Source organism: Neisseriaceae bacterium CLB008 (genome assembly GCA_041228285.1).
Classification (GTDB): Bacteria; Pseudomonadota; Gammaproteobacteria; order Burkholderiales; family Neisseriaceae; genus JAGNPU01.
Map to the genome: position 1 here is coordinate 2,273,809 of CP166133.1, position 26,867 is coordinate 2,300,675.

Here is a 26,867-nt window from a genome sequence, read left to right on the forward strand (position 1 = left end):
GGTGCCTCCTTAAAATTTCATTGATAGGCCAAGGCTGTAGGTACGGCCGCTGCCGGTGCCGGCGTCCATAGGCGAACCCAAGGTCGCACGGCTTAAGGCATGAGAATGCTGTTTATTGGCGACGTTGGTTACGTTTACCGTCACAACGGCCTCTTTACCAAAGGTATAAGTCGCAAACAAATCAACCAGTTTAGGATTTTTACGCAAAGGTTGGTCAATTAACTCTTGGTTGTCGAAATCATAGCCGCCAGGCGCTAAACTATGACCAGTGTGACTGATTCGAGTACCCAAAACCAACGCATCATTTAGCCAGCGGCTGCCCAAAGTTACATCCCAATACGTTTCAGGCAAGTCACTGATGCGGCCTACGCCAAATTCGGCCATAAAATCGCGTGGCAAATTGGTTTCTGTTTTACTCCAGCTCACCGTCGCATACACACGACCTATGTCATAGCGTCCTTCTACCTCAAAACCTTTAATGGTTGATGTCCCAGGTGCATTTGCATACAGGCCATAAGCGCCATCGAGGCCATCATCATCAATACCACATGTGATAGGCAGGCCTAAACCCGTATCACATAAGTAGTACTGCTCATTAAAGATGTAATTTTTAATTTTATTATTAAAATAGTTTACTTTTAAACGTAAGCTGTCGTCGCTGTGTAAAAATCCATTTTTAAACACGTTAAAGCCTAGCTCTCGGTTCTCTGAGCTTTCAGGCTTTAAAAAGATGTTCATCCCAATGGGGCGATTATGCAAATCAGGGTAAAACACTTCTTGTATCGTGGGTGAACGGCTTGTTTTAGACCATTTACTATAAACTTGTAACCAATCTGTAGCCTGATAGGCTAGGCTCACGCTGGGGTTAAAGTCATGGGATTTAGTGTATTCTTGAGCACCGCCTAAGGTACCCGTTAATTGAGCACACACCAAAACGTATTCACCACAGGCTGCCGTATTTCCTTTAAGCTGATAGCGATTATGAGCCAACCCAAATGCACCGGACCAAGCGCCTTTTTCCCAATCCAAAGCCGTAAACAGGCTTTTTTGTAGACTTTCCCCATGCGATAGGTCTCGCTGCTGTTCTTGAGCCAAATTACTTTCATAACGTACTCGATGCAGCTTAAGGCCATTTACCCATTTAAAATCTACATCGCCCACCTGCCACTCACTGGTATTCTGTAACGTCATCCCCACAGCAGGGCTAGTGGTCTTTTTACCATGCATACGGTCATGGGTATTTTTGTCCGTATAAAACTGCGACATTTTATTATAGTTGAGGTTAAATGCCACCTTCACCCAATCAGACATCGGGTCATATTCATATTTCAAATAATTCGTTCGATTCACCACCTTCATCGGGGTTAAGTTATTTTCAAACTCACTGCGATTCACCAAATGGCTCAACTCTATGCTTTGTTCTTCATCTGGCCGAATATGAATTTTAAACAATTCAGACTGAGCATCTTTATTACTGCTCTGATAAATATTTTCTTCTCCAGCAGCATTTTCATACTGACTCGTTTTACGCTGCGTTCCTGCAAAAATGGCACCCACAGAACCCTGCCCGCCAAAAGCGGTTTCTTTAAATGCCGCACTGAGTAAATTATTATAACCATAGCCATTACTGCCAAAACGATACAGAGCCTTTGCCCCCCAGCGGCGGCCATCTTGAACCAAATCATCTACGCCAATGGTTCTAAAATTCACGGCACCACCCAAAGAGCCAGCACCATCAGCACCATTAACGCCACCGCGCTGCACGTCTATACCTACTAAAAGATTTTCATCAACATAAGCCGTCGTGCCGCTAGAGCCATGCGCAGGATTACTTTGAAAGCCAGCCTGCTGCACGCCATCAATCATGGTATTCACGCGGCCAAAGCCTTCCATGCCACGGATGTTCACCTGTATCCCTGGTTGGCCCACGTCGTGCTGGGTAAACGTGCCTGGAATGCCCCTTAAAATGCTGGTGGCGCCCTCGCCTAGGGTATCTTCACCACGATGGCTGACGCCCCCTATGGTTTTAAACGGTTTGTCGGCAGGCGTGACCTTTTTGCCGATGACGACGACGGTGTCTAATTTAGCGGTGTCGGCTTCTGCTTTGGCTTCGTCGGCCCAAGCCATGTTTTGACCCAAAAACGGCAACAACAAGCCCAATAAAATCTTATTGGGCTTAAACGGTGAAACAGTCATGATTTTTATCTACCCGGTGTGTGTGATTGCAAATAGTAATGTGAATGAGAACGATTATTATTTTAATAAAAGGTCGAAGTTTATAGTGAATGAAGTAAATCTGCAATCTTTTTTAGCCGCGTTCGTTCACACCGTTGTCACACCCAAGCGGCAGGCATAAAAAAAGCCGCCTCAAACGAGGCGGCTTCCTACATGCACAAGACATGGATTATTTTGCTGGATTCATTTCTTTAGCCAAATACATATGGGTTTCCACCACGGTATCTGGGTTCAAAGAGATGGTTTCAATGCCTTCTTCAACCAACCACTTAGCGAAGTCTTGGTGGTCAGAGGGGCCTTGGCCACAAATACCGATGTACTTATTGGCTTTGCGACAGGCGCTGATGGCCAAATGCAGCATGGCTTTCACCGCAGGGTCGCGCTCATCGAAGGTCGCGGCAATTGGGCCACCGCTGTCACGGTCCACGCCCAAGGTTAGCTGGGTCATGTCGTTAGAGCCGATAGAGAAACCATCAAAGAAGGCCAAGAATTGGTCAGCCAAAATCGCATTGGTTGGCAACTCGCACATCATGATCAAGCGTAGGCCGTTTTTACCGCGCTCTAAGCCATTCTCTTTCAGTGCTGCCACAACTAATTCAGCTTCTTTTAGGGTACGCACAAACGGAATCATGATTTCGACGTTGGTTAAACCCATCTCGTCACGAACGCGTTTCAAGGCTTGGCACTCTAAAGCGAAGCAGTCTTTGAAGTCTTCAGACACGTAACGTGCTGCACCACGGAAGCCCAACATTGGGTTTTCTTCGTGTGGTTCGTAAGCAGCGCCACCAATCAAGTTCGCGTATTCGTTTGATTTAAAATCAGACATGCGCACAATCACTTTACGTGGGTACACAGAGGCGGCCAAAGTAGACACGCCTTCGGTGATTTTATCCACGAAGAAGTCAACTGGCGTGGCGTAACCGGCGATACGGTCAGTGATCACCTGTTGCAAACCAGAATCTTGCTTGTCAAACTCAATCAAAGCTTTCGGGTGAATGCCGATTTGACGGTTGATGATGAACTCCATACGCGCCAGGCCAATGCCTTCGCTAGGCAGGCTGGCAAAGCTAAACGCCAACTCTGGATTGCCCACGTTCATCATGATTTTCACTGGAGACTCAGGCATATTGCCCAAGGCCAAATCAATCACTTCAACATTTAACAAACCTTCGTAGATCAAGCCGCTGTCGCCTTCGGCACAGCTCACGGTCACTTCTTGGCCTTCAGTCAAGACTTGAGTAGCGTCGCCACAGCCCACCACGGCAGGAATGCCTAATTCACGGGCGATAATCGCCGCGTGACAGGTACGACCACCACGGTTGGTCACGATGGCGGCAGCACGCTTCATCACTGGCTCCCAATCTGGGTCAGTCATGTCGGTCACCAACACGTCACCAGGCTTAACCTGATCCATTTGCGACGCATCTTTAATCAAGCGTACGCGGCCTTGGCCTACTTTTTGGCCAATCGCGCGGCCTTCACACAACACCGCAGATTTCTCGTTAATGCGGTAGCGACGCAAGGTCTCTACGCGGCCTTCTTGAGATTTAACGGTTTCAGGACGGGCTTGCAAAATGTAGATTTTGCCATCCAAGCCATCACGACCCCACTCGATGTCCATCGGACGACCGTAATGAGATTCAATGGTCAAGGCGTATTGTGCCAATTCGTTGACTTCTTCGTTGTTGATCGAGAACAGTTTACGATCAGCTTCATCAACGTCAACGGTGCGTACAGAACGACCGGCCTGAGCGGCATCGGTGAATTCCATACGGATTAATTTAGAACCCATGGTTTTGCGCAGAATCGCAGGGCGACCGGCTTTTAAGGTTGGTTTGTGTACGTAGAATTCATCAGGATTCACCGCACCTTGAACCACGGTTTCGCCTAGGCCGTAAGATGAAGTGATGAACACCACGTCTTCAAAACCAGACTCAGTGTCGATGGTAAACATCACGCCAGAAGCACCCTTATCAGAGCGAACCATGCGCTGTACACCAGCAGACAAAGCCACGTCGGCATGGGCAAAGCCCTTGTGCACGCGGTAAGAAATGGCGCGGTCATTGTATAAAGAAGCAAATACGTGTTTCATGGCTTCTTTAACGTTGTCCAAACCATTAATGTTTAGGTAAGACTCTTGCTGACCCGCAAATGACGCATCAGGCAAGTCCTCAGCCGTAGCAGAAGAACGAACGGCCACAGAAATTTCTGCGCCATTAGCATCGGCCACCATTTTGTCCCAAGCCTCTTTAATGTCGGCATCCAACTGCTCTGGGAATGGCGTGTCGATAATCCATTGGCGGATTTCTTTGCCCACTCGAGCAAGTTCGTTCACATCATCGACATCTAATGCATCTAATGCTTGGTTAATTTTGTCATTTAAGCCATTGTGCGCCAAAAAGACACGGTATGCTTCAGCAGTGGTCGCAAAACCACCTGGGACGCGAACGCCTTTAGAAGCCAATTGACTAATCATTTCGCCTAAAGAGGCATTTTTACCGCCCACGCTTTCGACATCAGTCATGCGCAAGTTTTCAAACCAAATAACGTAGTTTTCAGCCATGTTGTAACATCCAGAAGGAAGATTGGGGAAATTAAAGAAAATTCAGGGGTACATTCTAGCCCTTACAGGCTTTTATGTCATGCCCTTTTGTCAATTTAATCCCTCAGTCAATTTTAAAGGTCCGCTGATTTTCATCAATAAAGATTAAAAGGGGGTTGTATCCACTTGTAAACACAGTAGAATCAAAAGTTGTCGCATAAATTGGCCTGAAACAGAAAACGACCAATTCGTTGTATTTAATATAATATGTCAAAAACAACCGTAATTCTTAAGCAGATAAAGAAAAATATTCATCTGGAAAAACATTATGCCAGATCAAGCCTTTTGCTCTGCTGTTTTTAACAACATCAGCCTAACTCAGGAACCTCCATCATGACGCAGCCTATCCGCCACGCTTTTTTTGTCTCCGACCGTACCGGCATTACTTCAGAAGGCCTAGGGGATGCGCTTTTAAATCAGTTTGAACAATTTCAATTTAAAAGAACCACCTTCCCTTTCGTTGATTCTGAAGAAAAAGCCCGTGAAGTCGTGCGTAAAATCAACGAAGTGGCCACCCAAAGCGAAAAGAACCCCTTGGTATTCTCCAGCATCGTAGACCAGGCCACCCGTGATTTAATTAAATCCAGTAAGGCCACTCACTATGACTTTTACGATGCCTTCATCACCAATATGGAAAACGAACTACAGGCCAAAGCCACCCGCGCCGTCGGCCGTACCCACGGCATCAGCAATACAGAAGCCTACGATGCCCGTATGGATGCGGTGAACTTCACCCTCAACCACGACGACGGCATCAGCTCGAAAGAGCTACAGCTGGCCGACGTGATTTTAGTGGGCGTGTCGCGCTCAGGTAAAACCCCAACCTGTTTATACTTAGCCTTACAGTATGGCATTCGCGCCGCTAACTATCCCTTAACCCCTGACGATTTGGATTTAGGCAGCAGCGAGCTGCCGAAAATGCTTAAGCCCTACCGCCACAAGCTGTTTGGCCTCACCATTGAACCGGCACGATTACACCAAATTCGGACTGAGCGTCGCCCAAACTCTAAATACGCCAGTATTGAAAACTGTCGCTCTGAAGTCAACGAAGCGGAATCCATGTTCCGTCAGCACGGCATTGAGTTTCTCAGCACCACGCATAAATCGGTCGAAGAATTGGCCGCCAGCATTTTGCAGCAAACAGGCCTAGAGCGCCGCTGCTAAGCTGAGCTAGCCCCGCTTCCCATCGCGTCACCCCAGCCTAAAATCACACGAGCGCTGGCGTGGCGCTTTTTCTATGCCGCACGCTTTGTCTCATTCATATCGGGGTATTTAGCCCAACACCCAGCGTCTTTTGCCCTACCCAGCAATGGAACCTTTTACCTATTGCTGGCTCAGTACAATCATGATTTAATCTTTTCATCCCTCATTTGTGAATAAAATCAACAATGAAAACACACTTATTATATGCACTATTACTGGCCACTTTAGTGGTTGCAGGCTGTTCATCATCAACCAAGCCGATCACTAAACCCCGCCCGAACCAAGTCTCAACTGCCTATAACTACAACCATCAAAATCACGTCTTGTCTTATCAAGACCCTGAATACGACCGCTTAGAAATGATGGTGGGGCTAGAGCTGAACATAGACCCCCGCTTAATTGGCGCCATCCGTGTGGCGGGCGAGCGCTCTAACGCCAACCAAATCTCACGCTCTGGCGCCCGCACCGTCTACCAAATTCTGCCCAAAACCCGCGCCGCCTTAATTAAGTTGTATAAAGTTGATCCATATCAATCTTCCTATCATGCCGCACTTGGCGCCGGCTATTTATTAAAAGAGAATCTGATTCGTAATCAGGGCAACGTTGATGCGGCCGTCGGTGAATACAACAGCGGCCTGTATCGAGAAAACTGGACCCAATCTACGCAGAATTATCGCCAGCGGGTGCAGCAATACCTCAACCAGCTGTAACCCTATGCCAGAAATAATGCCGTCGAAAAACAATTAAACCCATAGGGTTTTGTGTTTACGGCCGTATTTGGCTATAATTCAAACTTTATCTTTATTGATACTCAAGGATGCACAGCATGGGCTTTTTGCAAGGCAAAAAAATCTTAATCACCGGTATGATTTCAGAGCGTTCTATTGCGCATGGCATCGCCAAAGCGTGTCATGAACAAGGGGCTGAATTGGCCTTCACCTACGTGGTAGATAAATTAGAAGAACGCGTGCGCAAAATGGCCGCCGAGTTTGGTTCTGATTTGGTGTTCCGCTGCGACGTTCAGAACGACGACGAAATCACCGCCCTATTCACCGACCTCGCCAAGCACTGGGATGGTCTGGACGGCCTGGTTCACGCCATTGCGTTTGCACCGCGTGAATCACTTAACGGCGACTTCCTAGACAGCCTCAGCCGCGAAGCTTTCCAAGTGTCTCACGATGTGTCTAGCTACAGCTTCCCAGCCTTGGCTAAGGCCGCTCGCCCGATGATGCGAGGCCGTAAATCCTCACTATTGGCCTTAACCTACCTAGGCGCCGTACGCGCCATTCCGAACTACAACGTCATGGGTTTGGCCAAAGCCAGCTTAGAAGCCTCGATTCGCTTCACCGCTGCCGCAGTCGGTAAAGACGGCATTCGCTGTAATGGCATTTCTGCTGGCCCGATTAAAACCTTGGCCGCCTCTGGCATCGCCAACTTTGGTAAATTATTGAGCCACGTAGCCGAACAAAACCCATTGGGCCGCAACGTGACCACTGAAGAAGTCGGCAACGTAGCCGCCTTCTTGATGTCTGACTTAGCCTCTGGCGTCACCGGTGAAATCACCTATGTTGACGGTGGCTACAGCGTCAATGCCTTAAGCGTGCCTGAAGAACAGTAATCGATCATCAGACACTCCATACAACGACGCCTTGACCTTAAGGCGTCGTTTTTTATCGCCCCATACTGGGAAAATCTGCTTAAAAATGGCACAATCGCTGCAAGCCTGAGGCAGACATGCCCAAGCCATACTGCTAACTACCCCCTGACCAGAAAGCCAGCATGCCGACGTCGAGCACCAAAGCCACCCTTTACGGCTTAATCGCCATTTTACTGTGGAGCACCGTAGTGGGCATGATCCGCAGCGTCAGTGAGCATTTTGGCCCTATTGGTGGCGCAGCGCTGATCTACACCGTGGGCAGCATTGGCTTATTGCTCGTCCTAGGTCGCCCAAGGCTCAGCCAATTTCCTAAAGCCTATCTCTGGCTTGGCAGCCTTCTCTTTGTCGCTTATGAGCTGTGTTTGTCGCTATCGCTTGGCTTTGCCGACAATCGCCATCAGGCCATTGAGGTCAGCATGCTGAACTATTTATGGCCCTGCTTTACCCTCGTGCTGGCCCTCATACTCAACCGTCAAAAAATACGCTGGTGGCTCTACCCTGGTATCCTGCTGTCGCTGTTTGGCATTGGCTGGATTCTCAGCGGTGAAGGCAGTTGGTCGCCACAAAACATGTTGGCCAACGTCATCAGCAACCCCTTAAGCTATGGCCTCGCCTTTAGCGGCGCCGTCATCTGGGCCATCTACTGCAACCTTACTCAACGTCTGGCAAAGGGCCACAATGGCATCACCTTCTTCTTTATGTTGACTGCCCTGGCCCTGTGGATACAATATGGTTCCAGCCACGAACCAGCACTGCACGTTAACTGGTCGGGCGCCATAGCCGTTGGCTTTGCTGGCGCAGCTATGGCCTGCGCCAACGGTCTGTGGAACGTGGGCATGTTGCGCGGCAACCTCACCCTACTGGCCACCGCGTCTTACTTTACGCCGGTGTTGTCTACTTTTTTTGCCGCCACCTTGCTCAGCCAAAGCCTGTCGTGGACGTTTTGGCAAGGCGTACTGATGGTGACGCTAGGCTCACTCTTATGCTGGTTAGCCACTCGTTCGCCCGCTCCCACTCCCCCCATTAAACCTTAAGGATGCCTCATGCCCTTTTCTGATCAAGACAAAACCGCCCTGCTGGCCCTTAAAGGCGTCGGCCCTACCATCATCAAACGCCTAGAAGAAATGGGCTTTCACGATTTGGCTGCGCTTAGTCAGGCCAATGTGGCCGACATCACCCAAATGGCGTCTGAAATCACGGGTTCTACCTGCTGGCGCAACAGTCCTCAGGCCAAGGCTGCTATAGCCTCTGTAATAAATTATGCAAAAAGTCAGATTTAATCTGGCTCTCTACTCTAATATTGATTAGAATTGCTTTGTCTTAAACCAACTATTACTTATAGGTACCCAATCATGTCTTTTGTTAAAGAGTTTCGCGATTTCGCCATGCGTGGCAACGTTATTGATTTAGCAGTGGGTGTGGTGATCGGTGGCGCATTCAGCGGCATCGTGAAATCACTGGTGGACGATGTCATCATGCCACCTATTGGCTATGTCCTCGGCGGCGTGGATTTTTCCAATCTGTTTTTCACCATTAAAGAAGGCGCCACGGTCGCTGGCCCCTATCCTTCCGTTGCCGCCGCTCAGGCAGCCGGTGCCGTTACCCTAAACATTGGTCTCTTTATCAATGCCCTCATCAGCTTCTTAATCGTGGCCTTCGCCATTTTCATGCTGATTAAGGCCATCAATAAAATCACCCATGCCCAGAAAAAAGAAGCCGAACTGGCGCCAGCGCCCGAAACCAAAGAATGCCCTCGCTGCCTTTCTAGCGACATTCCGGTCAAGGCCACTCGCTGTTCACACTGTACTTCTGACCTATAAGGTTTAGGCGTTTTTAAATAAATAAAGCCAGCATATGCTGGCTTTATTTATGGCTAAAAATCCTTACAGCAAGGCTTCTGGCGACTCAGGCAGAATCTGGCCACCATCAATAATAATGGTTTGGCCGGTGATGAATGCGGCCTCTTTAGAGGCTAAGAAGCAGGCTGCATGGCCAATATCCTCTGGCGTACCTAAAGTATGGGTGGGCACTGCCGCCTTCATTTGATTTAAATACGCATCGCCCTGAGCCTGTAGGCCAGCGGTTAAGATATTGCCCGGCATCACCGCATTCACCGTAACCCCCACCTTGGCATATTCTAGCGCCGCGCTGCGCATAAAGCCGAGCTGGCCAGCCTTACTCGCACCATAATGGCTCCAACCAGGAAAGCCGGTCACGGCCCCGGTAATAGAAGAAGTAATCACCACGCGACCATAGCCTTGAGAGGCCATTACTTTTAATGCTGCTTGAACCACAAAGAACATACCCTTGAGGTTAACGTCGTGCATTAAATCCCAATCTGCCTCCGTCATGTCGGCCAAAGTGGCCTGCGGGAAAATACCGGTATTCGAACACAAAATATCTAAGCGCCCTTCTTCTGCCACAATCTCTTTGACCACGTCTTGGCAGGCTTTTTGATCAGTGACGTTCAATGGCTTAAATACCCCATTAATTGCCGCAGCCGCCTGAGGGCCTGCGATCGCGTCAATATCGGCAATCACCACCTTTGCCCCAGCACGTGCCAATACGGTGGCAATGCCCAAACCAATGCCGTTGGCGCCGCCCGTGACTAAGGCCACCTGATTATTTAATTTAAACATTAACGCCTCCTATTAATTAATATTAATAACAAACCTACGCCATCCCTCAGCCAGCGTCTGGCCATCAATCAACCACGCCCTCTTGATTTGGCCCTGACCTAAACGACGGCATCCGCCCAGATGTGATGAATGCCCGCCTTTAATAGCTGTAGCATTTCATTTTCTTCTTGGCCTTCTGGGTAAATAAACGACAGCTGCTCGGTCATAAAATACGCAGGCAATACCTTAATCAAACCCTTTTGCTGCGCCTCTAAAGCCTCATCCTCACGCACCAAAGCTAAGCCCACTTCGGCTGCAACCAAGTCGATGGCGGCAGAGATGTGGTCGCAGGTGGTCACGTGTTTGGGGCTAAAGTTGTGTTGGCGATAAAACTCGATCATGAGTTTACCTAGGGATAAAAACTGTGAAAACTGAATCCATGGATAATGAGCCAAAGCGTCATCTTCGGCATCAGCTAAGGCCCCATACCAAGCAGCCGGGCAAATCAGCACGTAGCGAAACTCTGACAACACGAGACTGTGCACGTTACGGTAGGGGTTTTTACCCAGGTAGAAGCCAGCGTCCAATTCTTTTTTACGCACCTGATTCAAGACAGCGCCGCTGATGTCGATGCTCAACTGAATGTCTAGAGTCGGGATTTGCTGCAGTAAAAACTGCACCAGATGGCCGATCTTAAGTGAAGGAGTGGGATGGATCATGCCGATTTTCACCTGAGCAACATAGTCTTCACTCAAGCGTTTAGCAAACAGTTCAACTTGATAAACCTGATTCAAGAGATGCTCGGCCTTAGGTAAAAAGGCCGCTCCTGCGGGCGTGGGCACCATGCCTTGTGCCGTACGCAAAAACAGCGCCACATCTAGTTTTTTTTCCATGGCCTTGATCTGTGCCGTCACGGCAGGCTGGGACAAGTGCAAGGTTTCTGCCGCTTGAGTGAGGTTACCGTGGTTGGCCACCGCAATGAAACTTTTGATCTGGTTTAAATCCATAAAGCTCCTTTCTCCCCTTTTACTCTAGTGAACAAAGGGTTTTATGATTCTTTTTGTCTCTCTACTTTACCCTAAAATCATTGGGGCATCTATGCCAAATGTTTGTGCAGCACACAATCTTAAAGCCATCATGCGCACGACCACATCAGCGTATTTTCCAGAGTCATGCTGCATCAAACCCTATAGGCAGCTTGATTACCCTCTAGCCAGCCAGTCCTCTAGGCCTGTATTTTGAAGCTCATCAATGACCATGCTGTGCTTTATCTAGCCAATCAACCCTCGCCCACCTGAGCCACATACCCATTGCCCACCTCAGCCTTGAGCAATTGCACCAATTTCGCCACAATCAAGTAAAAACCCTCAATTAACCAAGGTTAAGATTGCATTCTTACAGCAGCTGTGTTCTATTCATTCATATTGTATATATAACATGATAAAAATCAGATTACCCAATAGCTTAATCACAAAAAAGGAGTGTATTCAATCAGCTTTTAATTGGCCTACGCAGTCGTTTATTCAGCTTTCATCATGTTTCGTCCCGATTAATGTCCTTCATACACGCTGGAGTACTCATGAAAAAAAGAATCTTAATCGTCGGTGGCGGCACCGGCGGTACCATGTTGGCCAACCTATTGGCCCGTAAGCTACAAAAAGAAATCCTGGGTAAACAGGTTGACTTAACCCTACTCTCGGATTCGCCTGTCCACTATTACAAACCGGCCTTTATGTATGTGGCCTTTAATATGTTCTTCAAAGAAGAACTACAGCGCCCACAGCAAAGCCTGTTGCGCCCAGAAATTAATTTCATTGTGGATAAGGCCATTTCTTTCGACCTACCCAATAACACCTTAAAAACCCAATCAGGCAAACAATACGGCTACGACATTTTGGTCTTTGCTACCGGCTGCGTCCCTCGTCCTGACCGCATTGAGGGCCTATCCGAAGCGGGCGACCATTTCTATCAATACGCTGCTTCACGCCAATTAGCGGACAAACTGGCCACGATCGAAAAAGGCCGCATTTTCATCACCGTTACCTTCCCTGAAACGCCAAACGTGCCGCACCAGTGTGGCATCGCCCCGATTGAAACCACGCTGATGCTGGACGACTACCTACGCAAGCGAGGCGTTCGTGACGCCATTGAAATCGTCTACACCTACCCAACCGTGTCTCAGCTCTTACGCAACTGCTTATTCTTACAGCGCCCTGTTGGCGAAGCCATGCCCAGCATATTTGCCAGCAAAGGCATCCAGAGCAACCGCGGTTTTACCTTAGATCGAGTAGATCCTGATCGCAAAATTGCCTATTCCAAAGAAGGTACGGAAGAGCCGTTTGACATTCTCATGAGTACGCCGCCGATCACCGCAGTCGAGGCCGTGCGTAATCTAGGCATCAGCCCCTATGAAAATGGCGAGGGCTGGCTGCCCACCGACCACCAAACGCTACAGGTTTACGGCCAACCGGGCGTCTACGTCATCGGCGATACGGTGGACCTACCCGTCAGCAAGGCTGGCGGTACCTGCCACAACCAGGCGGGCGTCATTGCTGACAACATCTGCGCCGAACTGCGCATTGGCTATCCCATCAGCCACTACGATGGCAAGGTACAGGCCGTGGCCCAAATGGGCCTCAATGCTGGGATGCCGTTACAGTATGACTACCTCAACGACGTGATCCCAACCCCGCCCACCAAGGTAGGCGGCATGTTGCGTAACGGCTTTAATCGTGGACTATACTGGGCCGCCATTCGCGGTCTGGTTTAAGGAGCATCAGATGAACGAAACCCCAACCCCAAACAGCACCCATACTGATCCTTTATCAATCTTAAAAACCTTAGAGAATGATCAAGGTTTGGCTGAGCTGCTGACCAAATTACATCCGCTGATCGCCGGCAACCGCTTGCATAATTTAGTCGATGTCCTGTCTCTCATGTCCGACTTGGTAGACATTTCCGACAACGCCATCGTCGAAAAACTCTCTGGCGTTTTTGAAGGCGTGGTCAGCACCACATGGGAAGCCGGCAGCGCCCTAAGCATGGCTCACACCGAGCTACAGTTTAACCAAGAGAAGCATACACTGCGCTCGACCTACGCCCTACTCAAGCAGCCAGATACACTTAGAGGCATCGCTCTGGTACTGCGTACCTTGCAAATCATTGGTAAGCGCATTCCCGAACAGCCTTTGCCCTAGGCCTGAAAATCAAACAAGCCTCGTGTACACACGAGGCTTGTTTTGGTACCCACCTTATCGCTTATGCTTTCGCAGTCAAATCGATGACTTCAGCAATGGGGGCATTGCGCTTCACTGAAGCGATGCCGTTGTCGCGCGTACTGGCTGAAGCATAGCTTTGGCTACTGCCTATGACTTGGCCATTATCCAAAGATTTAAGGTTAAAATGGGTGTCGGTGGTGACGTAGGCGTGATCGTGCGGGGCGTTTTTCTTGACCGAAGCCACCCCATTCTTACAGTTTGCCTTTGTTGTATAGCCTTCACTTTGCAAAATGATTTGGCCATTTTCGGCCTTTAATCGAAAATAAAATTCCTTACTTTTTTCACTCTGAAAAATCTCGAACTTGCTGCTCATGGCCTGGACTCCTTCAAAAATGAAACCGAATGACTGCCAACACCGTCCGTTTAACGGCTTGGTCAGAGAACTTTACCTACTTTATCAATTAAACACAGTTGATATTAAAAGTAAATATTTTCGATCCGACCGTGCTTTTTGACCCCACCATGTGTGGTTTAAAATACCATTTATATATCATTCAACCATATGCTTTATGACTGTAAGCCCCTATCGAACCAAGCCTCATCGAGGTTTTTATGCGCACGCTGTGATTCACCCACCAGCCTCTACTGGCCCAGCAACAGATTTAAGCAGCCAATAGGCACAATCATCCGCAACATCACCACCGTCAGCTCACCACAACATGCTGCCGTATTCATGAATTTCGCATCTTATCGCTCCTTTTAACGCAGTGCAGCATAAATAATTTCAACCTTAAATTTATTTAAAATAATTCATTTTTAACTTATTTATCAACAACTAATAAGACATCATCAGCCAAACCGATGCCCGCTATCAAAAAATAAAATTAGGCAATCTACACTAATTTATTTTAAATGGCCCTACGCAAACAAAATAATCAGTGCGTCAAGTGTACAAAAGAGAGAACCAACCAGGAGAACGATTATGGAACAACAAGAAGTCGTTAAGAAAGTGCTGGAAAACCCTGACTTTAAGGCCATGGCCAAGCAAAAAAGCCGTCTAGGCTGGTCATTTTCCTTCGTCATGTTTGTATTTTACGTGATCTATATTTTATACATCGGCATTAGCCCCGAAACCTTTGCCCAACCCGTTGCGGCCGGAATGACCACCACCATTGGCATTTATGCTGGTTTGTTCATCATCGTGTTCGCCGTTGCCATTACCGGCATTTACGTTCGTAAAGCCAATGGCAAATACGAAGACGCAACGCGCAAAGTCGTTAAGGAGGTTATGAACCATGAATAAATTACTACCCCTTGCCCTATTGGGCTTTAGCTTACCTGCTTGGGCCGATGCCTTAACCGGCGAAGTCGAAAAACAACCGCTCAATATAGCCGCCATTGTGATGTTCTTTATTTTTGTGGCCGCCACCCTCTACATTACCTATTGGGCGGCCAAACAAAACAAGTCGACCAAAGACTTTTACACCGCTGGCGGTGGTATTTCTGGCTTCCAAAATGGCTTGGCCATTGCCGGTGACTTTATGTCTGCCGCATCATTTCTGGGTATTTCTGCCATGGTGTACACCACCGGCTACGATGGCTTGATCTACTCAACCGGCTTCTTAGTGGGCTGGCCCATCGTGCTGTTCTTAATCGCAGAACGCTTACGCAACTTAGGTAAATTTACGTTTTCAGACGTAGTCGCCTATCGCTTAAAAGGCACCCCCGTACGCCTATTTGCCGCGGGCGGCACCATGTCTGTGGTGTTAATTTACTTAATTGCTCAAGTGGTGGGTGCAGGCAAGTTGATCCAATTACTGTTCGGCATGAATTACATTTGGGCGGTGATCATCGTGGGCGTGTTGATGGTGCTGTACGTGCTTTTTGGCGGCATGTTGGCCACCACTTGGGTACAAATCATCAAAGCCGTGATGCTGCTGTCTGGCGCCTCGTTCATGGCCTTCATGGTATTGAAAACCGTTGGCTTTAGCCCTGAAGCGATGTTCAAGAAAGCCGTTGACGTTCACCCTAAAGGCATCGACATCATGAAGCCTGGCGGACTCGTCGCCAATCCGATTGATGCATTGTCCTTGGGCTTGGCCTTGATGTTTGGTACCGCTGGCCTGCCTCATATTCTGATGCGTTTCTTCACCGTCAAAGACGCTAAAGAAGCCCGTAAATCAGTATTTGTGGCCACCGGCTTTATTGGTTACTTCTACATTTTGACCTTCATCATCGGCTTTGGCGCCATCATGTTGGTGTACAACAACCCTCAGTTTATGGAGCCTGGCAGCGACAATGTCTTGATCGGTGGCGTGAATATGGCCGCAGTACATTTATCGGCAGCCGTGGGCGGCAACCTCTTCTTAGGCTTTATTTCAGCCGTTGCCTTCGCCACTATTTTAGCCGTCGTCGCAGGTTTGACCTTATCTGGTGCGTCAGCGGTTAGCCATGACCTATACGCCTCAGTGATTAAAAAAGGCAAAGCGTCACAAAAAGAAGAGATGTTGGTGTCACGCATGACCACCTTAGGCTTAGGCGTTGTGGCCATTGTGTTAGGGATTGCGTTTGAAAACCAAAACGTGGCGTTTATGGTGGGCTTGGCCTTTGCCATCGCAGCATCGGCAAACTTCCCCATCCTATTCTTGTCTATGTTCTGGAAAGGTTTGACCACACGCGGTGCCGTTGTGGGTGGGGCAGCCGGTTTAATCGTGGCGGTGGTGTTGATCATCTTAGGCCCAACTGTTTGGGTGTCGGTGATGCATCATGAAAAAGCCATCTTCCCTTACTCTAACCCTGCACTATTCACCATTCCACTGGCCTTCATCGTGGCTTGGTTGTTCTCAATCACCGATCGCTCTGAGCGCGCCGCAATTGACAAAGCGGGCTTTGAGCAACAATATGTTCGTTCGATGACCGGTATTGGCGCCTCTGACGCCCAAGACCACTAAGGCATTGAACCCATAGCACGGAGCAAAACCAAAGGCGCATCAGGTCAACATGATGCCTGATGCGCCATTTGCACAACAAAAACAAAGGAGTTGTCATGTCTGCAATTGAATCAGTATTGAAAGAAACGCGAATTTTCAATCCATCCGATGAGTTCGTCACCCACGCCAACGTTAAGGGCATGGCAGGATACAACGCCTTATGCGACCAAGCCAACGAAGATTACGAAGGGTTTTGGGCTGGCCTTGCACGCGAACACATCGACTGGCATAAGCCATTTACCCAAACCTTTGACGGCAGCAATGCGCCCTATTTCAAATGGTTTGCCGATGGCGAACTGAATATTTCCTACAACTGTATCGACCGCCACCTACCCGAAAAGGCCAATAAAACCGCCATTATTTTCGAACAGGATGACGGCACCAGCGAACACATTACCTACAAACAGCTATACGAGCGCGTATGCCAATTCGCCAACGGCCTAAAAAGCCTAGGCGTTAACCGCGGCGACCGCGTGGTGATCTACATGCCCATGGTGGCCGATGCCGTTGTGGCCATGCAGGCCTGTGCCCGTATTGGCGCCATTCACTCGGTGGTTTTTGGTGGGTTTTCTTCTGGTGCCGTATCGGATCGCGTGAACGACGCCGAAGCCAAAATCATCATCACGGCCAATGAAGGCCTGCGTGGGGGTAAGAAAACGCCACTTAAATCTACCGTCGATGAGGCCGTCGCTAATGGCAAATGCCCATCTGTTGAAAAAGTCGTTGTGCTACAGCGCACCGATTCAGACACCGAATGGTTTGCCGAGCGCGACATCTGGTGGCACGACTTAATTGCCCATAAAGACAAAGAGTGTGAGCCTGAATGGATGAGTGCAGAAGACCCTTTGTTTATTTTGTACACATCGGGCAGTACTGGTAAGCCTAAAGGCGTACAGCACAGCATTGGCGGCTATTTATTGGGCGGCATCACCACCATGAAGTGGGTATTCGACAATAAAGACAACGACGTTTTCTGGTGTACCGCCGACGTAGGCTGGATTACCGGCCACACCTATGTGTGCTACGGCCCACTGGCCATTGGCACCACCCAAGTGATTTTTGAAGGCATTCCCACCTACCCAGATGCGGGACGCTTCTGGCAAATGATCGAGCGCCATAAAGTCACGGTGTTTTACACCGCGCCAACGGCGATTCGCTCCTTGATTAAACTGGGCAGCGACCTGCCTAAAAAATACGATCTGACCTCATTGCGCCTCCTAGGCTCTGTGGGTGAGCCGATTAACCCAGAAGCGTGGATGTGGTTTTACGAAACCGTGGGCGCCAGTCGCTGCCCCATCGTCGACACCTGGTGGCAAACCGAAACCGGTTCAAACAGCATCGCCCCGCTGCCCGGCGCGATTGCGATTAAGCCCGGCTCTTGTACCCTACCGCTGCCCGGCATCATGGCCGACGTTGTGGATGAATCTGGTGCTGCGGTCGACACTGGCAACGGCGGCTTTTTGGTGATTAAACGCCCGTTTCCATCGCTCTTACGCACGATCTGGCGCGACGACAAGCGTTTTGCCAGCACCTACTTCCCCGATGAGTTCGGTGGCCAATACTATGTGGCCGGTGATTCAGCCTACCGCGATGAAAACGGCTACATCTGGATCATGGGTCGGATGGACGACGTATTGAACGTCTCTGGCCATCGCTTAGGCACGATGGAGATTGAATCTGCCTTAGTGGCCAACCCTCTGGTGGCTGAAGCCGCCGTCGTGGGTAAACCGCATGAGATTAAAGGCGAAGCCGTCGTGGCCTTTGTGGTGTTAAAAGACGACCGTCCAGAAGGTGAAGAAGCCAAACGCATTGCGGCCGAACTCAAGAGCTGGGTCGCCCATGAAATCGGTAAGATCGCCCAACCGGACGACATTCGCTTTGGCGAAAACCTACCCAAAACCCGCTCGGGTAAGATCATGCGTCGCCTCTTGCGTTCATTAGCCAAAGGCGAAACCATTACCCAAGACATTTCCACCTTGGAAAACCCACAAATCATGGCACAGCTGTCCGAAGAAGCCAAGTAAACACAGGCCTCAGCAGCAGCCTCTAGCAGCCCCGATCGGGGCTGCTTTTTTATGCCCAAAACATTCCCCCCTCTAGCCTCAACCATTCACCCCACCAGCCCTTTAAATTCCATAATCATAATCATCACAAATGATGGTCATCAAAAATAAAAATTAGACAGCATAAAGGATTACCCCGTAAAAATTAAGTTGGCGTAATCCTGCGCCATTCAAAGGGGACTATAGATGAATAAAAACAATATTGACCACCGCGTCATGGCGCATCCTGAATTTCAGGCCATGGCTCGTGCAAAAAGCATCTTAGGATGGTCGCTTACGGCCATGATGATCAGCATATACGTGATTTATATTTTGTATATCGGCGCTTCACCCGCCACTTTTGCCCAAACCGTGGGCGACAGCGCCGTCACCGTCGGCATCTATGCTGGCTTATTTGTGATTCTGTTCGCCATTCTGATTACCGGCATCTACGTGCATCGCGCCAACGGTATTTATGAAACCATCACCCAAAAAGTGGTTCGTGAAGTCACCCAAGCGGAGGTGACGCATGAATAAGCACACAGGGCTGCTATGGGCCTTACTCAGCTTCAGCCTTTACCCCGGTATTGCCTATGCCGCTGATGGCCGTGCGGCCAACATCCCAGCCATCATCATGTTCTTTATTTTCGTCATCGCCACGCTGGGCATCACCTATTGGGCCGCCCAGCGCAATAAATCCACCAGCGACTTCTACACCGCAGGTGGCGGCATCACCGGCTTTAAAAATGGCTTGGCCATCGCTGGAGACTATATGTCGGCCGCGTCCTTTTTAGGGATTTCCGGCATGGTGTTTGCAGTAGGCTACGATGGCCTAATTTACTCCACAGGCTTTTTAGTCGGTTGGCCCATCGTCTTATTCATCATCGCCGAGCGCCTGCGTAATTTAGGGCGCTTTACCTTTTCCGACGTCGCTGCCTACCGCCTCAGCGCCACGCCTTTACGCATTTTGTCCGCCTCAGGCACTTTGTCCGTCGTCTTGGTGTATTTGATCGCCCAAGTCGTCGGCGCAGGCAAGTTGATTGAGCTTTTATTTGGCATCCAATACTACTGGGCCGTCATCATCGTCAGCGTGTTGATGATCCTCTACGTCCTGTTCGGCGGTATGCTGGCCACCACTTGGGTGCAGATCATCAAAGCCGTTTTATTACTGTTTGGCGCCAGCTTTATGTCGCTGATGGTGTTGATCGCCGTAGACTTTAGCTTTGACACCCTATTCACTACGGCCATTAATGCCCATACCCAAGGCGAAAAAATCATGGGCCCTGGCGGGCTAGTCGCCAATCCCATTGATGCCTTGTCGCTCGGCATTGCCCTGATGTTCGGCACTGCGGGTCTGCCGCATATTTTGATGCGTTTTTTCACCGTCAAAGACGCCAAACAGGCACGTAAATCTGTCTTTGTGGCAACGGCTTTTATTGGCTATTTCTATATTTTGACCTTCATCATCGGCTTTGGCGCCATCATGTTCTTGTCTAACAATCCTGCCTATATGGGCGAAGGTGGAGACTTGGTTGGCGGCATCAATATGGCGGCCGTGCATTTGGCAGCTGCCGTTGGCGGCAACCTCTTCCTCGGCTTTATTTCCGCCGTGGCCTTTGCCACGATTTTGGCCGTGGTCGCAGGCCTCACCCTTTCCGGCGCATCAGCCGTCAGCCACGACCTATACGCCTCGGTGATTAAAAAAGGCCAAGCCTCACAAAAGCAAGAGCTGTTGGTCTCGCGCATGGCCACCTTGGCGCTGGGGGTGATTGCAATCGTGCTGGGGCTGGCGTTTGAGTTTCAAAACGTGGCCTTTATGGTTGGCCTTGCGTTTGCCATTGCCGCCTCGGCTAACTTCCCTATTTTGGTCCTGTCGATGTTCTGGCGCGGTTTAACCACGCGCGGCGCCACCGTGGGCGGGTTTGCAGGCCTTATCGCCGCCGTGGTGTTGATCATTTTGGGCCCCACCGTCTGGGTCTCCGTGATGCACAATGACCAAGCTATTTTCCCCTACGGTAACCCTGCCTTATTCAGCATCCCGACCGCCTTCATCGTTGCCTGGCTGTTCTCGGTCACCGACAAGTCTGACCGCGCCCGCATCGACAAAGCAGGCTTTGAACAACAATATGTACGCTCAGTAACCGGCATTGGTGCCTCTGGCGCTGAAAAACATTAATCATCCGTATCGGCGCACGCCCTCTCTGGACGTGCGCCCTAGCATAAGGAGACTCATCATGTCTGGCATCACTTCCGTTTTAAAAGAAACCCGCCGCTTCTCTCCTAGCACCGACTTTGTCGCTCAGGCCAATGTTCAAGGCATGACGCAATACCAAGCGCTGTGCGAGCAAGCAGACGCTAATTACGAAGGCTATTGGGCCCAGCTAGCGCGGCGCCACATCAGCTGGCAAACGCCGTTTACCCTAGTCTTTGACGGCAGCAACGCCCCCTTATATCAATGGTTCGGCGATGGCACCCTCAACCTCTCTTACAACTGTCTCGACCGCCACCTCCCCGAAAAAGCCGACCAAACAGCGTTGATTTTTGAACACGACAACGGCACCAGCGAACGCATCAGCTATCAAAGCCTTTACGAACGGGTGTGTCGCTTTGCCAATGGCTTAAAAAAACTGGGCGTGGGCAAAGGCGATCGCGTCGCGATTTATCTGCCCATGGTGCCGGATGCCATTGTCGCCATACAGGCCTGTGCCCGCATCGGCGCCATCCATTCCGTAGTGTTTGCTGGTTTTTCGGGCACATCCTTACGCGAACGCATTCAAGACGCTGAGGCCAAAGTCGTCATCACCGCCACCGAAGGCATTCGCGGCGGTAAGCACATTCCCTTAAAAAACATGGTGGATCAAGCCTTGGGGGCAGACGAATGCCCCAGCGTTACCGCCGTCGTCGTGCTCAGACACACCGACATTGAGCTTAACTGGGTAACGCATCGGGATCATTGGTGGCATGAGCTGGTGGCCAACGAAGCCGCCAGCTGTACGCCTGAATGGCTCAGCGCCGAAGACGTGGCCTTTATTTTGTACACCTCAGGCAGCACCGGTAAACCTAAAGGCGTCGTACACAGCGTCGGCGGCTACTTACTCGGGGCCATCTTAACCATGAAATGGGTGTTTGATCACCGGGCCAACGATGTCTTTTGGTGTACCGCCGACGTAGGCTGGATCACTGGCCACACCTATGTGGCCTATGGCCCCTTAGCCGTAGGCGCTACTCAAGTCATTTTTGAGGGCGTGCCAACCTTCCCCAACGCCCACCGTTTTTGGCAAGTCATCGCCAAACATCAGGTGTCGGTTTTCTATACTGCCCCCACCGCCATTCGCGCCTTGATCAAGCTTGGCCACGATTTCCCTAGCCAGCACGACCTTTCCTCCCTACGGCTCTTGGGCACCGTGGGCGAACCGATTAATCCTGAAGCATGGATGTGGTATCACAACGTGGTCGGCCAAGGCCGCTGCCCCATCGTCGACACCTGGTGGCAAACCGAAACCGGCGCCAACGCCATTACGCCCCTGCCAGGCGTGGTCGACACTAAGCCTGGCTCATGCACCCTGCCGCTCCCCGGCATTGCCGCCGACATTGTGGATGAGGCAGGTCACCCCGTGGCTGCAGGCACGGGCGGTCTCTTGGTGATCAAAAAGCCCTTTCCCTTTTTATTGCGCACGCTGTGGCGTGATCCGGAACGGTTCAAAAAAACCTATTACCCCAGTGAATTAGGTGGCCGAACCTATTTAGCCGGCGACTCTGCCTATCGAGACGAACAGGGCTATTTTTGGATCATGGGCCGCGTCGACGATGTCCTCAGCGTGTCTGGTCATCGCTTGGGCACCATGGAGATAGAATCGGCTTTAGTGGCCAACCCCTTAGTGGCCGAGGCCGCCGTAGTCAGTAAGCCTGATCCGATTACCGGTGAGGCCATCGTGGCCTTTGTGGTGCTTAAAGCCGCCTTACCCGAAGCAGAAGACGCTCAGCGCATTGCTCAAGAACTCAAAACATGGGTGGCGCATGAAATCGGCAAAATCGCTCAGCCGCACGACATTCGCTTTGGCGACGGCCTCCCCAAAACCCGTTCTGGCAAAATCATGCGCCGACTGCTGCGTACCGTAGCCAAAGGAGAAGAACTGACCCAAGACATTTCCACCCTTGAAAACCCACAAATCATGGCCCAGTTAGCCAAAGTCATCAGTCAATAAACCCAAAAGGCCGTCACACGTGACGGCCTAAGCTTAGGGCAGCTGCGGTAAATAATGACTCACAAAATAAATCAGCAGGCCTACTAAGCCGCCAACCAGGGTCCCGTTAATGCGGATGTACTGTAGTTCTTTGCCTACACTCAGCTCCAGCTTCTGCACCCAGGTCCGCTGATCCCAAGCGGCGACCTTATCCGATACAAACTGACTCACCACTGATTTATACTGATTCACCAGCTGCTTCACCCACAGCGCCAAACGCATGTCCAGGCGCCGTAACAACCGCGGCTGTGCCAGCAGTTGGCGGCAGCCATAGCCAAGCAATGCCTGAATTTTCGAGGCCATAAACCCCTGTTGATTGGCCACATCCGCCTCAGCCCAATCCTGTACGCTGACCCAAAACGCGGCCAGCATGGCCTGAAACTGCGCATCGTCGCTGAGCTGATCTTTCCATTCACCCAGCTGACGCGCCCATTTTTTACTGCGCGACAGCCGCAACACAATCAGGCTTAAACGTGTCTCAAGGCTTTGCCGCAGCTCATGCTCAGGGTTGTCTAAGACATTTTGTAGATAATCATCGGCCCAGGCCAAGATTTTCTTGGCCAACCAATCATCGACCATGTCTACAGCGCTGCCTTTAACCGCCGCCACAATCTTGTCCCACGTGCTGGGGGCATCGGTTTTCACCTTACGCACCCATTCATTGATGTTGTGCTCCAACATGGTTTGGGTGGCCTCAAGGCGTAGCCATTTTTGCGCCTGCTTCAGCACCACGTCGGTGGCCAAACGGTGTTGACCATGCCCTTGCACAAACACTAAGCCCTTGGCCAAGGCAGAGGCCAAAGCCTCGCCCGAGTAATGTTTTTTTAATAGCTGGCCCGCAAACTCAGCCATTACGTTTGGCGGCACTTGCTGCAACAGCACCGGCAGCTGCTTGGCTAAACCCTCTGCCAGCTGCTGCTGATTGGCGTCTTGCGCCAGCCACCCCAAAGCTTTATCCGAGGGACGTAGTCGATAAACCCGATTGGCAATCACATTGCCCTGCAGGAAATTACGCTCAATAAACACCCCAATTTGCGCCGCCAAGCGCGCCTGTTTACGCGGCAAAATAGCGGTGTGCGGAATCGGCAAGCCCAGTGGCCGCTTAAACAGCGCCACCACCGCAAACCAATCGGCCAAGGCGCCCACCATGGCCGCTTCAGTAAAGGCTTTCACATAGACAAAGCCCTGCCAAGCAGCCCCAAAAACATGGGCCAATACAAACACCAAGGCCACCAAAATCAACAGGCCAGTGGCAAAAAACCGCATTCGTCGCAGCTGTGCTTTGGCCACACGATCAGGGTCAATGCTTAAGGCACGAGGGCTGGTTCGCCAAAAAGACATACGCTTCCTTTTTCATCAAAAAAGCTGCCTAACACGCCGGCAGCTCTTAACCCAGGGCAGGCGTGCACCCAAAGGCTTATTTTAACACCACCTCATCCGCCAATTCATTCACCAGCGGCGTGTCGCGCGGCAGATGGGCCAACAGCAAAGCATTGATGGCCGCCAAACCCTCAGTCAGCCCATCAGCGTAGGCTTTTTGGGCAAACTTAGCCTGAATCAAAGCGCACACTTCGGCCCACGCTTGGGGGTCAACCTGACGGTTAATGCCCCGATCGGCAATCACTTCAATCGCATGATCGGCCATACTGATGTAGACCAAAACGCCGCTGTTGTGCTCGGTGTCCCACACCCGCAGCGAACCAAACCATTCTAAAGCCCGCTCCCGAGGCGTCATGCCCGAAAAAATCGCGGCCGCATTAAATGACGACTCAATCACAAACCGTAGCTGGCCTTGATGCTGCTGCTCAGACGCACTGATGCCCGCCTCAATCTCGCGCAACAGTGTCTCCGGAAACAGCTGCCGTACGCGCCAGGTCGGCGTTACAAGGTGTCGACACCATCGCATTATTTTATTCATTACCAACTCCCCGACGAACCACCGCCGCCAAAGCTGCCGCCGCCACCAGAGAAGCCGCCACCGCCACCGCCGAATCCGCCGCCACCGAAGCCGCCACCAGATCCTCCGCCAAAGCCGCCAGACCCAATAATGGCAGGCGACACTAAAAAGCTCAGGCCCAATACCGCCAGACCAATCAAAACACTAAAGCCCAGCGACAGCCCCATCAATAAGGCAATACCAAATCCTAGGCCGCCGCTGACCACGCTGCCGAAGGTTTTGCCAAAAATAGCCTTAATAATGCGCCCAGCAAAAGCCCACAAGAAGAACACCAGCACCATCGCTGACTCTAGGCCAAAGCCTTCATCAGCGGCTTGGCCCTGCTGAATCTCAGGCAAGTCTTCATTTAAAATCAGCTTTTGCAATTGGTGCGTCGCCACCACCAAGCCTTCATACACACGGTTTTCACGCATATAGGGTGCCAGCGTGTCCATCAAAATCCGCTTGGTGTAGATGTCGGGAATCGCGCCTTCTAGGCCGCGACCCACGGCAATGTGGCTCTTGCGTTCATCGCGTACCAATAACAGCAGCACACCATCGTCCACGCCTTGACGGCCCAAACGCCAGGCATCCATCACTCGGGTGGCGTAGTCAAATGGCGTTTCCGGCTCAATGGTTGCCACCGTCAACACCACCACTTGGCTGCCTTGCTCCTGCGCAAACGTGCGTAGCTGCTGCGACAGCTCTTGGCGTTCAGACGCACTGAGCATCTGAGCCGTGTCCATCACTGGGTCATTCAGTGTGGGCACCGCCACCAAGGCTGCCTGCGCCCAGCCCCATGAAAGGCTAAGCGCCAGCAGCAGGCCGTATTTAAACCATGTCGTCATGCCTATTGACCTGCAGGTGCAGGTGCCACGTCATCAAAATTCACCGTCGCAGGCTTGGCGATTGCAGCCTCATTTTCAACCTTAAACTGTGGGCGGATCGACATGCCGGTCACTTTAGCCACGAGGTTGGTCGGGAACGAACGGACCGTAGTGTTGTATACCCGAACGGTTTCAATGTAGCGATTACGCGCTAAGGCAATGCGGTTTTCCGTACCTTCAAGCTGAGCCTGTAGGTCGCGGAAGTTGGCGTCGGCTTTCAAAGCAGGATAGTTTTCCGACACCACCAACAAGCGCGACAGGGCTGAGCTAAGCTCTCCTTGAGCCGCTTGAAACTGTGCCAGCTGTGCCTCATCCAAAGGCTGGTCGGCATTAATCTGCATTTGCCCTACTTTGGCGCGCGCTTCGGTCACTGCCACAAACACGCCTTCTTCATGCTTGGCATAACCTTTAACCGTATTCACTAGGTTAGGAATTAAATCGGCACGACGTTGATATTGGTTCAGGACTTCTGACCAAGCGCCATTAGCTGCCTCATCTTGCTGCTGCATGGTGTTGTAACCACAACCGCTTAAACCCAACACCATGACCGCCATTAATAGCCATTTCTTGAACATATTAGCCCTCTTTTTTAGTGGAGTGAATGAAAAGTAAAACACGTATCTTTCATATAATTTATTTACAGATGATTGCCTTATTTGTCAACGTAAGGATGGTTTATTGGCCATTTGTAGGGTGGGCAAAGCGTAGCGTGCCCACCATTTTGAATCATTTGTTTCATAATGCTTCGGCTATTTCGCTATTGATTAGTCGTTTTGTTTCGCCCCTTGGGCGACGTCATTTCTTTTGGATGTCCAAAAGAAACGAAGCAAAGAAAAAACACCCCACTTTATCCGCCCGCTACGCGGGTGCCCTCGTTGGCCCGCGCATTGCCGGCGGCAAGAACTCATATTTGAGCCTTCGGCCAAATACTCAAACATGCTTGCCTTAACCACCCCGGCCCTGCACGAACCGCCTCGGCGGCTAAAAAGGGGACGGTACTTCACCTAATGGAGACGTGGTGAGTTGTCACACAAGGTAGCTAAAGGCAACTTTCAACCAATAGCAAAATAATCGAAGGAGTAGCGGTTGTTTTCATATTTTAGATACCTCCGCACAATGCCAACAAACCATCTTCTTCAGCTCATTTTACCCCCGCCACAGCGACCATTTTCAGCCACACGCAATCTTAAACACATATTATAAAGTCCTACGCCTTATCCCCATAGACTCAAGCG

Annotated in this window: 24 protein-coding genes; 15 read left to right on the forward strand and 9 right to left on the reverse strand. The window is 50.6% G+C overall.

The window, feature by feature from the left end; translation table 11 throughout:
- Positions 1-9 precede the first annotated feature (9 nt).
- Both AB8Q18_10465 and ppsA read right to left on the reverse strand, forming a co-directional pair.
- The gene (locus AB8Q18_10465; protein XDZ50609.1) at positions 10-2,196 is read right to left on the reverse strand and encodes a TonB-dependent receptor; all 2,187 of its coding nucleotides are present in this window, start codon (positions 2,194-2,196) and stop codon (positions 10-12) included.
- A 208-nt stretch (positions 2,197-2,404) separates the two neighbouring features.
- Complete coding sequence (gene ppsA, locus AB8Q18_10470) at positions 2,405-4,798, reverse strand: phosphoenolpyruvate synthase (protein XDZ50610.1); 2,394 nt, start codon at positions 4,796-4,798, stop codon at positions 2,405-2,407.
- 372 nt (positions 4,799-5,170) lie between these two features.
- Between ppsA and AB8Q18_10475 the strand changes: the two genes are divergently transcribed.
- The 6 genes from AB8Q18_10475 (at position 5,171) to mscL (ending at position 9,517) form a co-directional block, all read left to right on the forward strand.
- Entirely contained in the window at positions 5,171-6,001 is an 831-nt protein-coding gene (locus tag AB8Q18_10475; protein ID XDZ50611.1) for a pyruvate, water dikinase regulatory protein, read from the forward strand.
- 224 nt (positions 6,002-6,225) lie between these two features.
- On the forward strand, positions 6,226-6,750 hold the full coding sequence (locus tag AB8Q18_10480; protein XDZ50612.1) for a lytic transglycosylase domain-containing protein: 525 nt from the start codon (positions 6,226-6,228) through the stop codon (positions 6,748-6,750).
- Between the two features lie 116 nt (positions 6,751-6,866).
- Positions 6,867-7,658: an enoyl-ACP reductase FabI gene (gene fabI, locus AB8Q18_10485; GenBank protein XDZ50613.1), complete on the forward strand. Its 792-nt coding sequence runs from the start codon at positions 6,867-6,869 to the stop codon at positions 7,656-7,658.
- Between the two features lie 161 nt (positions 7,659-7,819).
- A complete protein-coding gene (gene yddG, locus AB8Q18_10490) occupies positions 7,820-8,731 on the forward strand; it encodes an aromatic amino acid DMT transporter YddG (GenBank protein XDZ50614.1) in 912 nt (303 codons plus the stop codon).
- A 9-nt stretch (positions 8,732-8,740) separates the two neighbouring features.
- A complete protein-coding gene (locus AB8Q18_10495) occupies positions 8,741-8,977 on the forward strand; it encodes a helix-hairpin-helix domain-containing protein (protein ID XDZ50615.1) in 237 nt (78 codons plus the stop codon).
- A gap of 72 nt (positions 8,978-9,049) precedes the next feature.
- Complete coding sequence (mscL, locus tag AB8Q18_10500; GenBank protein XDZ50616.1) at positions 9,050-9,517, forward strand: large-conductance mechanosensitive channel protein MscL; 468 nt, start codon at positions 9,050-9,052, stop codon at positions 9,515-9,517.
- Positions 9,518-9,580: 63 nt separating this feature from the next.
- Here mscL and fabG read toward each other — a convergent pair whose 3' ends face one another.
- Both fabG and AB8Q18_10510 read right to left on the reverse strand, forming a co-directional pair.
- The gene (gene fabG / locus AB8Q18_10505; protein XDZ50617.1) at positions 9,581-10,336 is read right to left on the reverse strand and encodes a 3-oxoacyl-ACP reductase FabG; all 756 of its coding nucleotides are present in this window, start codon (positions 10,334-10,336) and stop codon (positions 9,581-9,583) included.
- A 98-nt stretch (positions 10,337-10,434) separates the two neighbouring features.
- Positions 10,435-11,322 carry a LysR family transcriptional regulator gene (locus tag AB8Q18_10510; GenBank protein XDZ50618.1) on the reverse strand — a complete coding sequence of 296 codons (888 nt, stop codon included), beginning with the start codon at positions 11,320-11,322 and terminating at the stop codon, positions 10,435-10,437.
- A gap of 572 nt (positions 11,323-11,894) precedes the next feature.
- Here AB8Q18_10510 and AB8Q18_10515 point away from each other — a divergent pair.
- Together AB8Q18_10515 and AB8Q18_10520 are read left to right on the forward strand one after the other, a co-directional pair.
- Positions 11,895-13,085: an NAD(P)/FAD-dependent oxidoreductase gene (locus AB8Q18_10515; GenBank protein ID XDZ50619.1), complete on the forward strand. Its 1,191-nt coding sequence runs from the start codon at positions 11,895-11,897 to the stop codon at positions 13,083-13,085.
- Positions 13,086-13,095: 10 nt separating this feature from the next.
- On the forward strand, positions 13,096-13,512 hold the full coding sequence (locus AB8Q18_10520; protein ID XDZ50620.1) for a hypothetical protein: 417 nt from the start codon (positions 13,096-13,098) through the stop codon (positions 13,510-13,512).
- A 61-nt stretch (positions 13,513-13,573) separates the two neighbouring features.
- Here AB8Q18_10520 and AB8Q18_10525 read toward each other — a convergent pair whose 3' ends face one another.
- Positions 13,574-13,906, reverse strand: coding sequence for a YegP family protein (locus AB8Q18_10525; GenBank protein ID XDZ50621.1), 333 nt, complete (start codon positions 13,904-13,906; stop codon positions 13,574-13,576).
- A 609-nt stretch (positions 13,907-14,515) separates the two neighbouring features.
- On the opposite strand from AB8Q18_10525, the gene AB8Q18_10530 reads away from it, so the two are divergent.
- The 6 genes from AB8Q18_10530 to acs (AB8Q18_10555) all read left to right on the forward strand — a co-directional run bounded on the left by AB8Q18_10530 (position 14,516) and on the right by acs (AB8Q18_10555) (position 22,770).
- Positions 14,516-14,836 carry a DUF485 domain-containing protein gene (locus AB8Q18_10530; GenBank protein XDZ50622.1) on the forward strand — a complete coding sequence of 107 codons (321 nt, stop codon included), beginning with the start codon at positions 14,516-14,518 and terminating at the stop codon, positions 14,834-14,836.
- Complete coding sequence (locus tag AB8Q18_10535; GenBank protein ID XDZ50623.1) at positions 14,829-16,484, forward strand: cation acetate symporter; 1,656 nt, start codon at positions 14,829-14,831, stop codon at positions 16,482-16,484. The genes AB8Q18_10530 and AB8Q18_10535 overlap by 8 nt, the downstream gene beginning before the upstream one ends.
- A gap of 95 nt (positions 16,485-16,579) precedes the next feature.
- Positions 16,580-18,547 (forward strand): acetate--CoA ligase, encoded by a 1,968-nt coding sequence (acs, locus tag AB8Q18_10540; GenBank protein ID XDZ50624.1) that lies wholly within the window; start codon positions 16,580-16,582, stop codon positions 18,545-18,547.
- A 225-nt stretch (positions 18,548-18,772) separates the two neighbouring features.
- Positions 18,773-19,102: a DUF485 domain-containing protein gene (locus AB8Q18_10545; protein ID XDZ50625.1), complete on the forward strand. Its 330-nt coding sequence runs from the start codon at positions 18,773-18,775 to the stop codon at positions 19,100-19,102.
- Positions 19,095-20,741 (forward strand): cation acetate symporter, encoded by a 1,647-nt coding sequence (locus tag AB8Q18_10550; GenBank protein XDZ50626.1) that lies wholly within the window; start codon positions 19,095-19,097, stop codon positions 20,739-20,741. The genes AB8Q18_10545 and AB8Q18_10550 overlap by 8 nt, the downstream gene beginning before the upstream one ends.
- 58 nt (positions 20,742-20,799) lie before the next feature.
- On the forward strand, positions 20,800-22,770 hold the full coding sequence (acs, locus tag AB8Q18_10555) for an acetate--CoA ligase (GenBank protein XDZ50627.1): 1,971 nt from the start codon (positions 20,800-20,802) through the stop codon (positions 22,768-22,770).
- A gap of 33 nt (positions 22,771-22,803) precedes the next feature.
- Here the strand turns inward: acs (AB8Q18_10555) and AB8Q18_10560 are convergent, their stop codons facing one another.
- From AB8Q18_10560 to AB8Q18_10575, 4 genes are all read right to left on the reverse strand, one after another.
- On the reverse strand, positions 22,804-24,150 hold the full coding sequence (locus tag AB8Q18_10560; GenBank protein XDZ50628.1) for a DUF445 domain-containing protein: 1,347 nt from the start codon (positions 24,148-24,150) through the stop codon (positions 22,804-22,806).
- A gap of 76 nt (positions 24,151-24,226) precedes the next feature.
- Positions 24,227-24,727 (reverse strand): TPM domain-containing protein, encoded by a 501-nt coding sequence (locus AB8Q18_10565; protein ID XDZ50629.1) that lies wholly within the window; start codon positions 24,725-24,727, stop codon positions 24,227-24,229.
- Positions 24,727-25,593, reverse strand: coding sequence for a YgcG family protein (locus AB8Q18_10570; GenBank protein ID XDZ50630.1), 867 nt, complete (start codon positions 25,591-25,593; stop codon positions 24,727-24,729). Before AB8Q18_10570 ends, AB8Q18_10565 begins: the two co-directional genes overlap by 1 nt.
- A 2-nt stretch (positions 25,594-25,595) precedes the next feature.
- Positions 25,596-26,207 carry a LemA family protein gene (locus tag AB8Q18_10575; protein XDZ50631.1) on the reverse strand — a complete coding sequence of 204 codons (612 nt, stop codon included), beginning with the start codon at positions 26,205-26,207 and terminating at the stop codon, positions 25,596-25,598.
- Positions 26,208-26,233: 26 nt separating this feature from the next.
- Here AB8Q18_10575 and AB8Q18_10580 point away from each other — a divergent pair, with 26 nt between their 5' ends.
- A complete protein-coding gene (locus AB8Q18_10580; GenBank protein ID XDZ50632.1) occupies positions 26,234-26,581 on the forward strand; it encodes a hypothetical protein in 348 nt (115 codons plus the stop codon).
- Positions 26,582-26,867 lie beyond the last annotated feature (286 nt).

Excerpts from the sequence above, each read along its gene's own strand:
- AB8Q18_10475 (XDZ50611.1), top strand. The coding sequence starts at position 5,171 with ATGACGCAGCCTATCCGCCACGCTTTTTTTGTCTCCGACCGTACCGGC.
- AB8Q18_10495 (XDZ50615.1), top strand. The coding sequence starts at position 8,741 with ATGCCCTTTTCTGATCAAGACAAAACCGCCCTGCTGGCCCTTAAAGGC.
- AB8Q18_10465 (XDZ50609.1), bottom strand. The coding sequence starts at position 2,196 with ATGACTGTTTCACCGTTTAAGCCCAATAAGATTTTATTGGGCTTGTTG.
- mscL (XDZ50616.1), top strand. The coding sequence starts at position 9,050 with ATGTCTTTTGTTAAAGAGTTTCGCGATTTCGCCATGCGTGGCAACGTT.
- AB8Q18_10510 (XDZ50618.1), bottom strand. The coding sequence starts at position 11,322 with ATGGATTTAAACCAGATCAAAAGTTTCATTGCGGTGGCCAACCACGGT.
- acs (XDZ50627.1), top strand. The coding sequence starts at position 20,800 with ATGTCTGGCATCACTTCCGTTTTAAAAGAAACCCGCCGCTTCTCTCCT.
- AB8Q18_10480 (XDZ50612.1), top strand. The coding sequence starts at position 6,226 with ATGAAAACACACTTATTATATGCACTATTACTGGCCACTTTAGTGGTT.
- AB8Q18_10535 (XDZ50623.1), top strand. The coding sequence starts at position 14,829 with ATGAATAAATTACTACCCCTTGCCCTATTGGGCTTTAGCTTACCTGCT.
- AB8Q18_10515 (XDZ50619.1), top strand. The coding sequence starts at position 11,895 with ATGAAAAAAAGAATCTTAATCGTCGGTGGCGGCACCGGCGGTACCATG.
- AB8Q18_10525 (XDZ50621.1), bottom strand. The coding sequence starts at position 13,906 with ATGAGCAGCAAGTTCGAGATTTTTCAGAGTGAAAAAAGTAAGGAATTT.
- yddG (XDZ50614.1), top strand. The coding sequence starts at position 7,820 with ATGCCGACGTCGAGCACCAAAGCCACCCTTTACGGCTTAATCGCCATT.
- ppsA (XDZ50610.1), bottom strand. The coding sequence starts at position 4,798 with ATGGCTGAAAACTACGTTATTTGGTTTGAAAACTTGCGCATGACTGAT.
- AB8Q18_10580 (XDZ50632.1), top strand. The coding sequence starts at position 26,234 with ATGAAAAGTAAAACACGTATCTTTCATATAATTTATTTACAGATGATT.
- AB8Q18_10570 (XDZ50630.1), bottom strand. The coding sequence starts at position 25,593 with ATGACGACATGGTTTAAATACGGCCTGCTGCTGGCGCTTAGCCTTTCA.
- AB8Q18_10545 (XDZ50625.1), top strand. The coding sequence starts at position 18,773 with ATGAATAAAAACAATATTGACCACCGCGTCATGGCGCATCCTGAATTT.
- AB8Q18_10560 (XDZ50628.1), bottom strand. The coding sequence starts at position 24,150 with ATGTCTTTTTGGCGAACCAGCCCTCGTGCCTTAAGCATTGACCCTGAT.
- fabG (XDZ50617.1), bottom strand. The coding sequence starts at position 10,336 with ATGTTTAAATTAAATAATCAGGTGGCCTTAGTCACGGGCGGCGCCAAC.
- AB8Q18_10575 (XDZ50631.1), bottom strand. The coding sequence starts at position 26,207 with ATGTTCAAGAAATGGCTATTAATGGCGGTCATGGTGTTGGGTTTAAGC.
- AB8Q18_10530 (XDZ50622.1), top strand. The coding sequence starts at position 14,516 with ATGGAACAACAAGAAGTCGTTAAGAAAGTGCTGGAAAACCCTGACTTT.
- AB8Q18_10550 (XDZ50626.1), top strand. The coding sequence starts at position 19,095 with ATGAATAAGCACACAGGGCTGCTATGGGCCTTACTCAGCTTCAGCCTT.
- AB8Q18_10520 (XDZ50620.1), top strand. The coding sequence starts at position 13,096 with ATGAACGAAACCCCAACCCCAAACAGCACCCATACTGATCCTTTATCA.
- AB8Q18_10565 (XDZ50629.1), bottom strand. The coding sequence starts at position 24,727 with ATGAATAAAATAATGCGATGGTGTCGACACCTTGTAACGCCGACCTGG.
- fabI (XDZ50613.1), top strand. The coding sequence starts at position 6,867 with ATGGGCTTTTTGCAAGGCAAAAAAATCTTAATCACCGGTATGATTTCA.
- acs (XDZ50624.1), top strand. The coding sequence starts at position 16,580 with ATGTCTGCAATTGAATCAGTATTGAAAGAAACGCGAATTTTCAATCCA.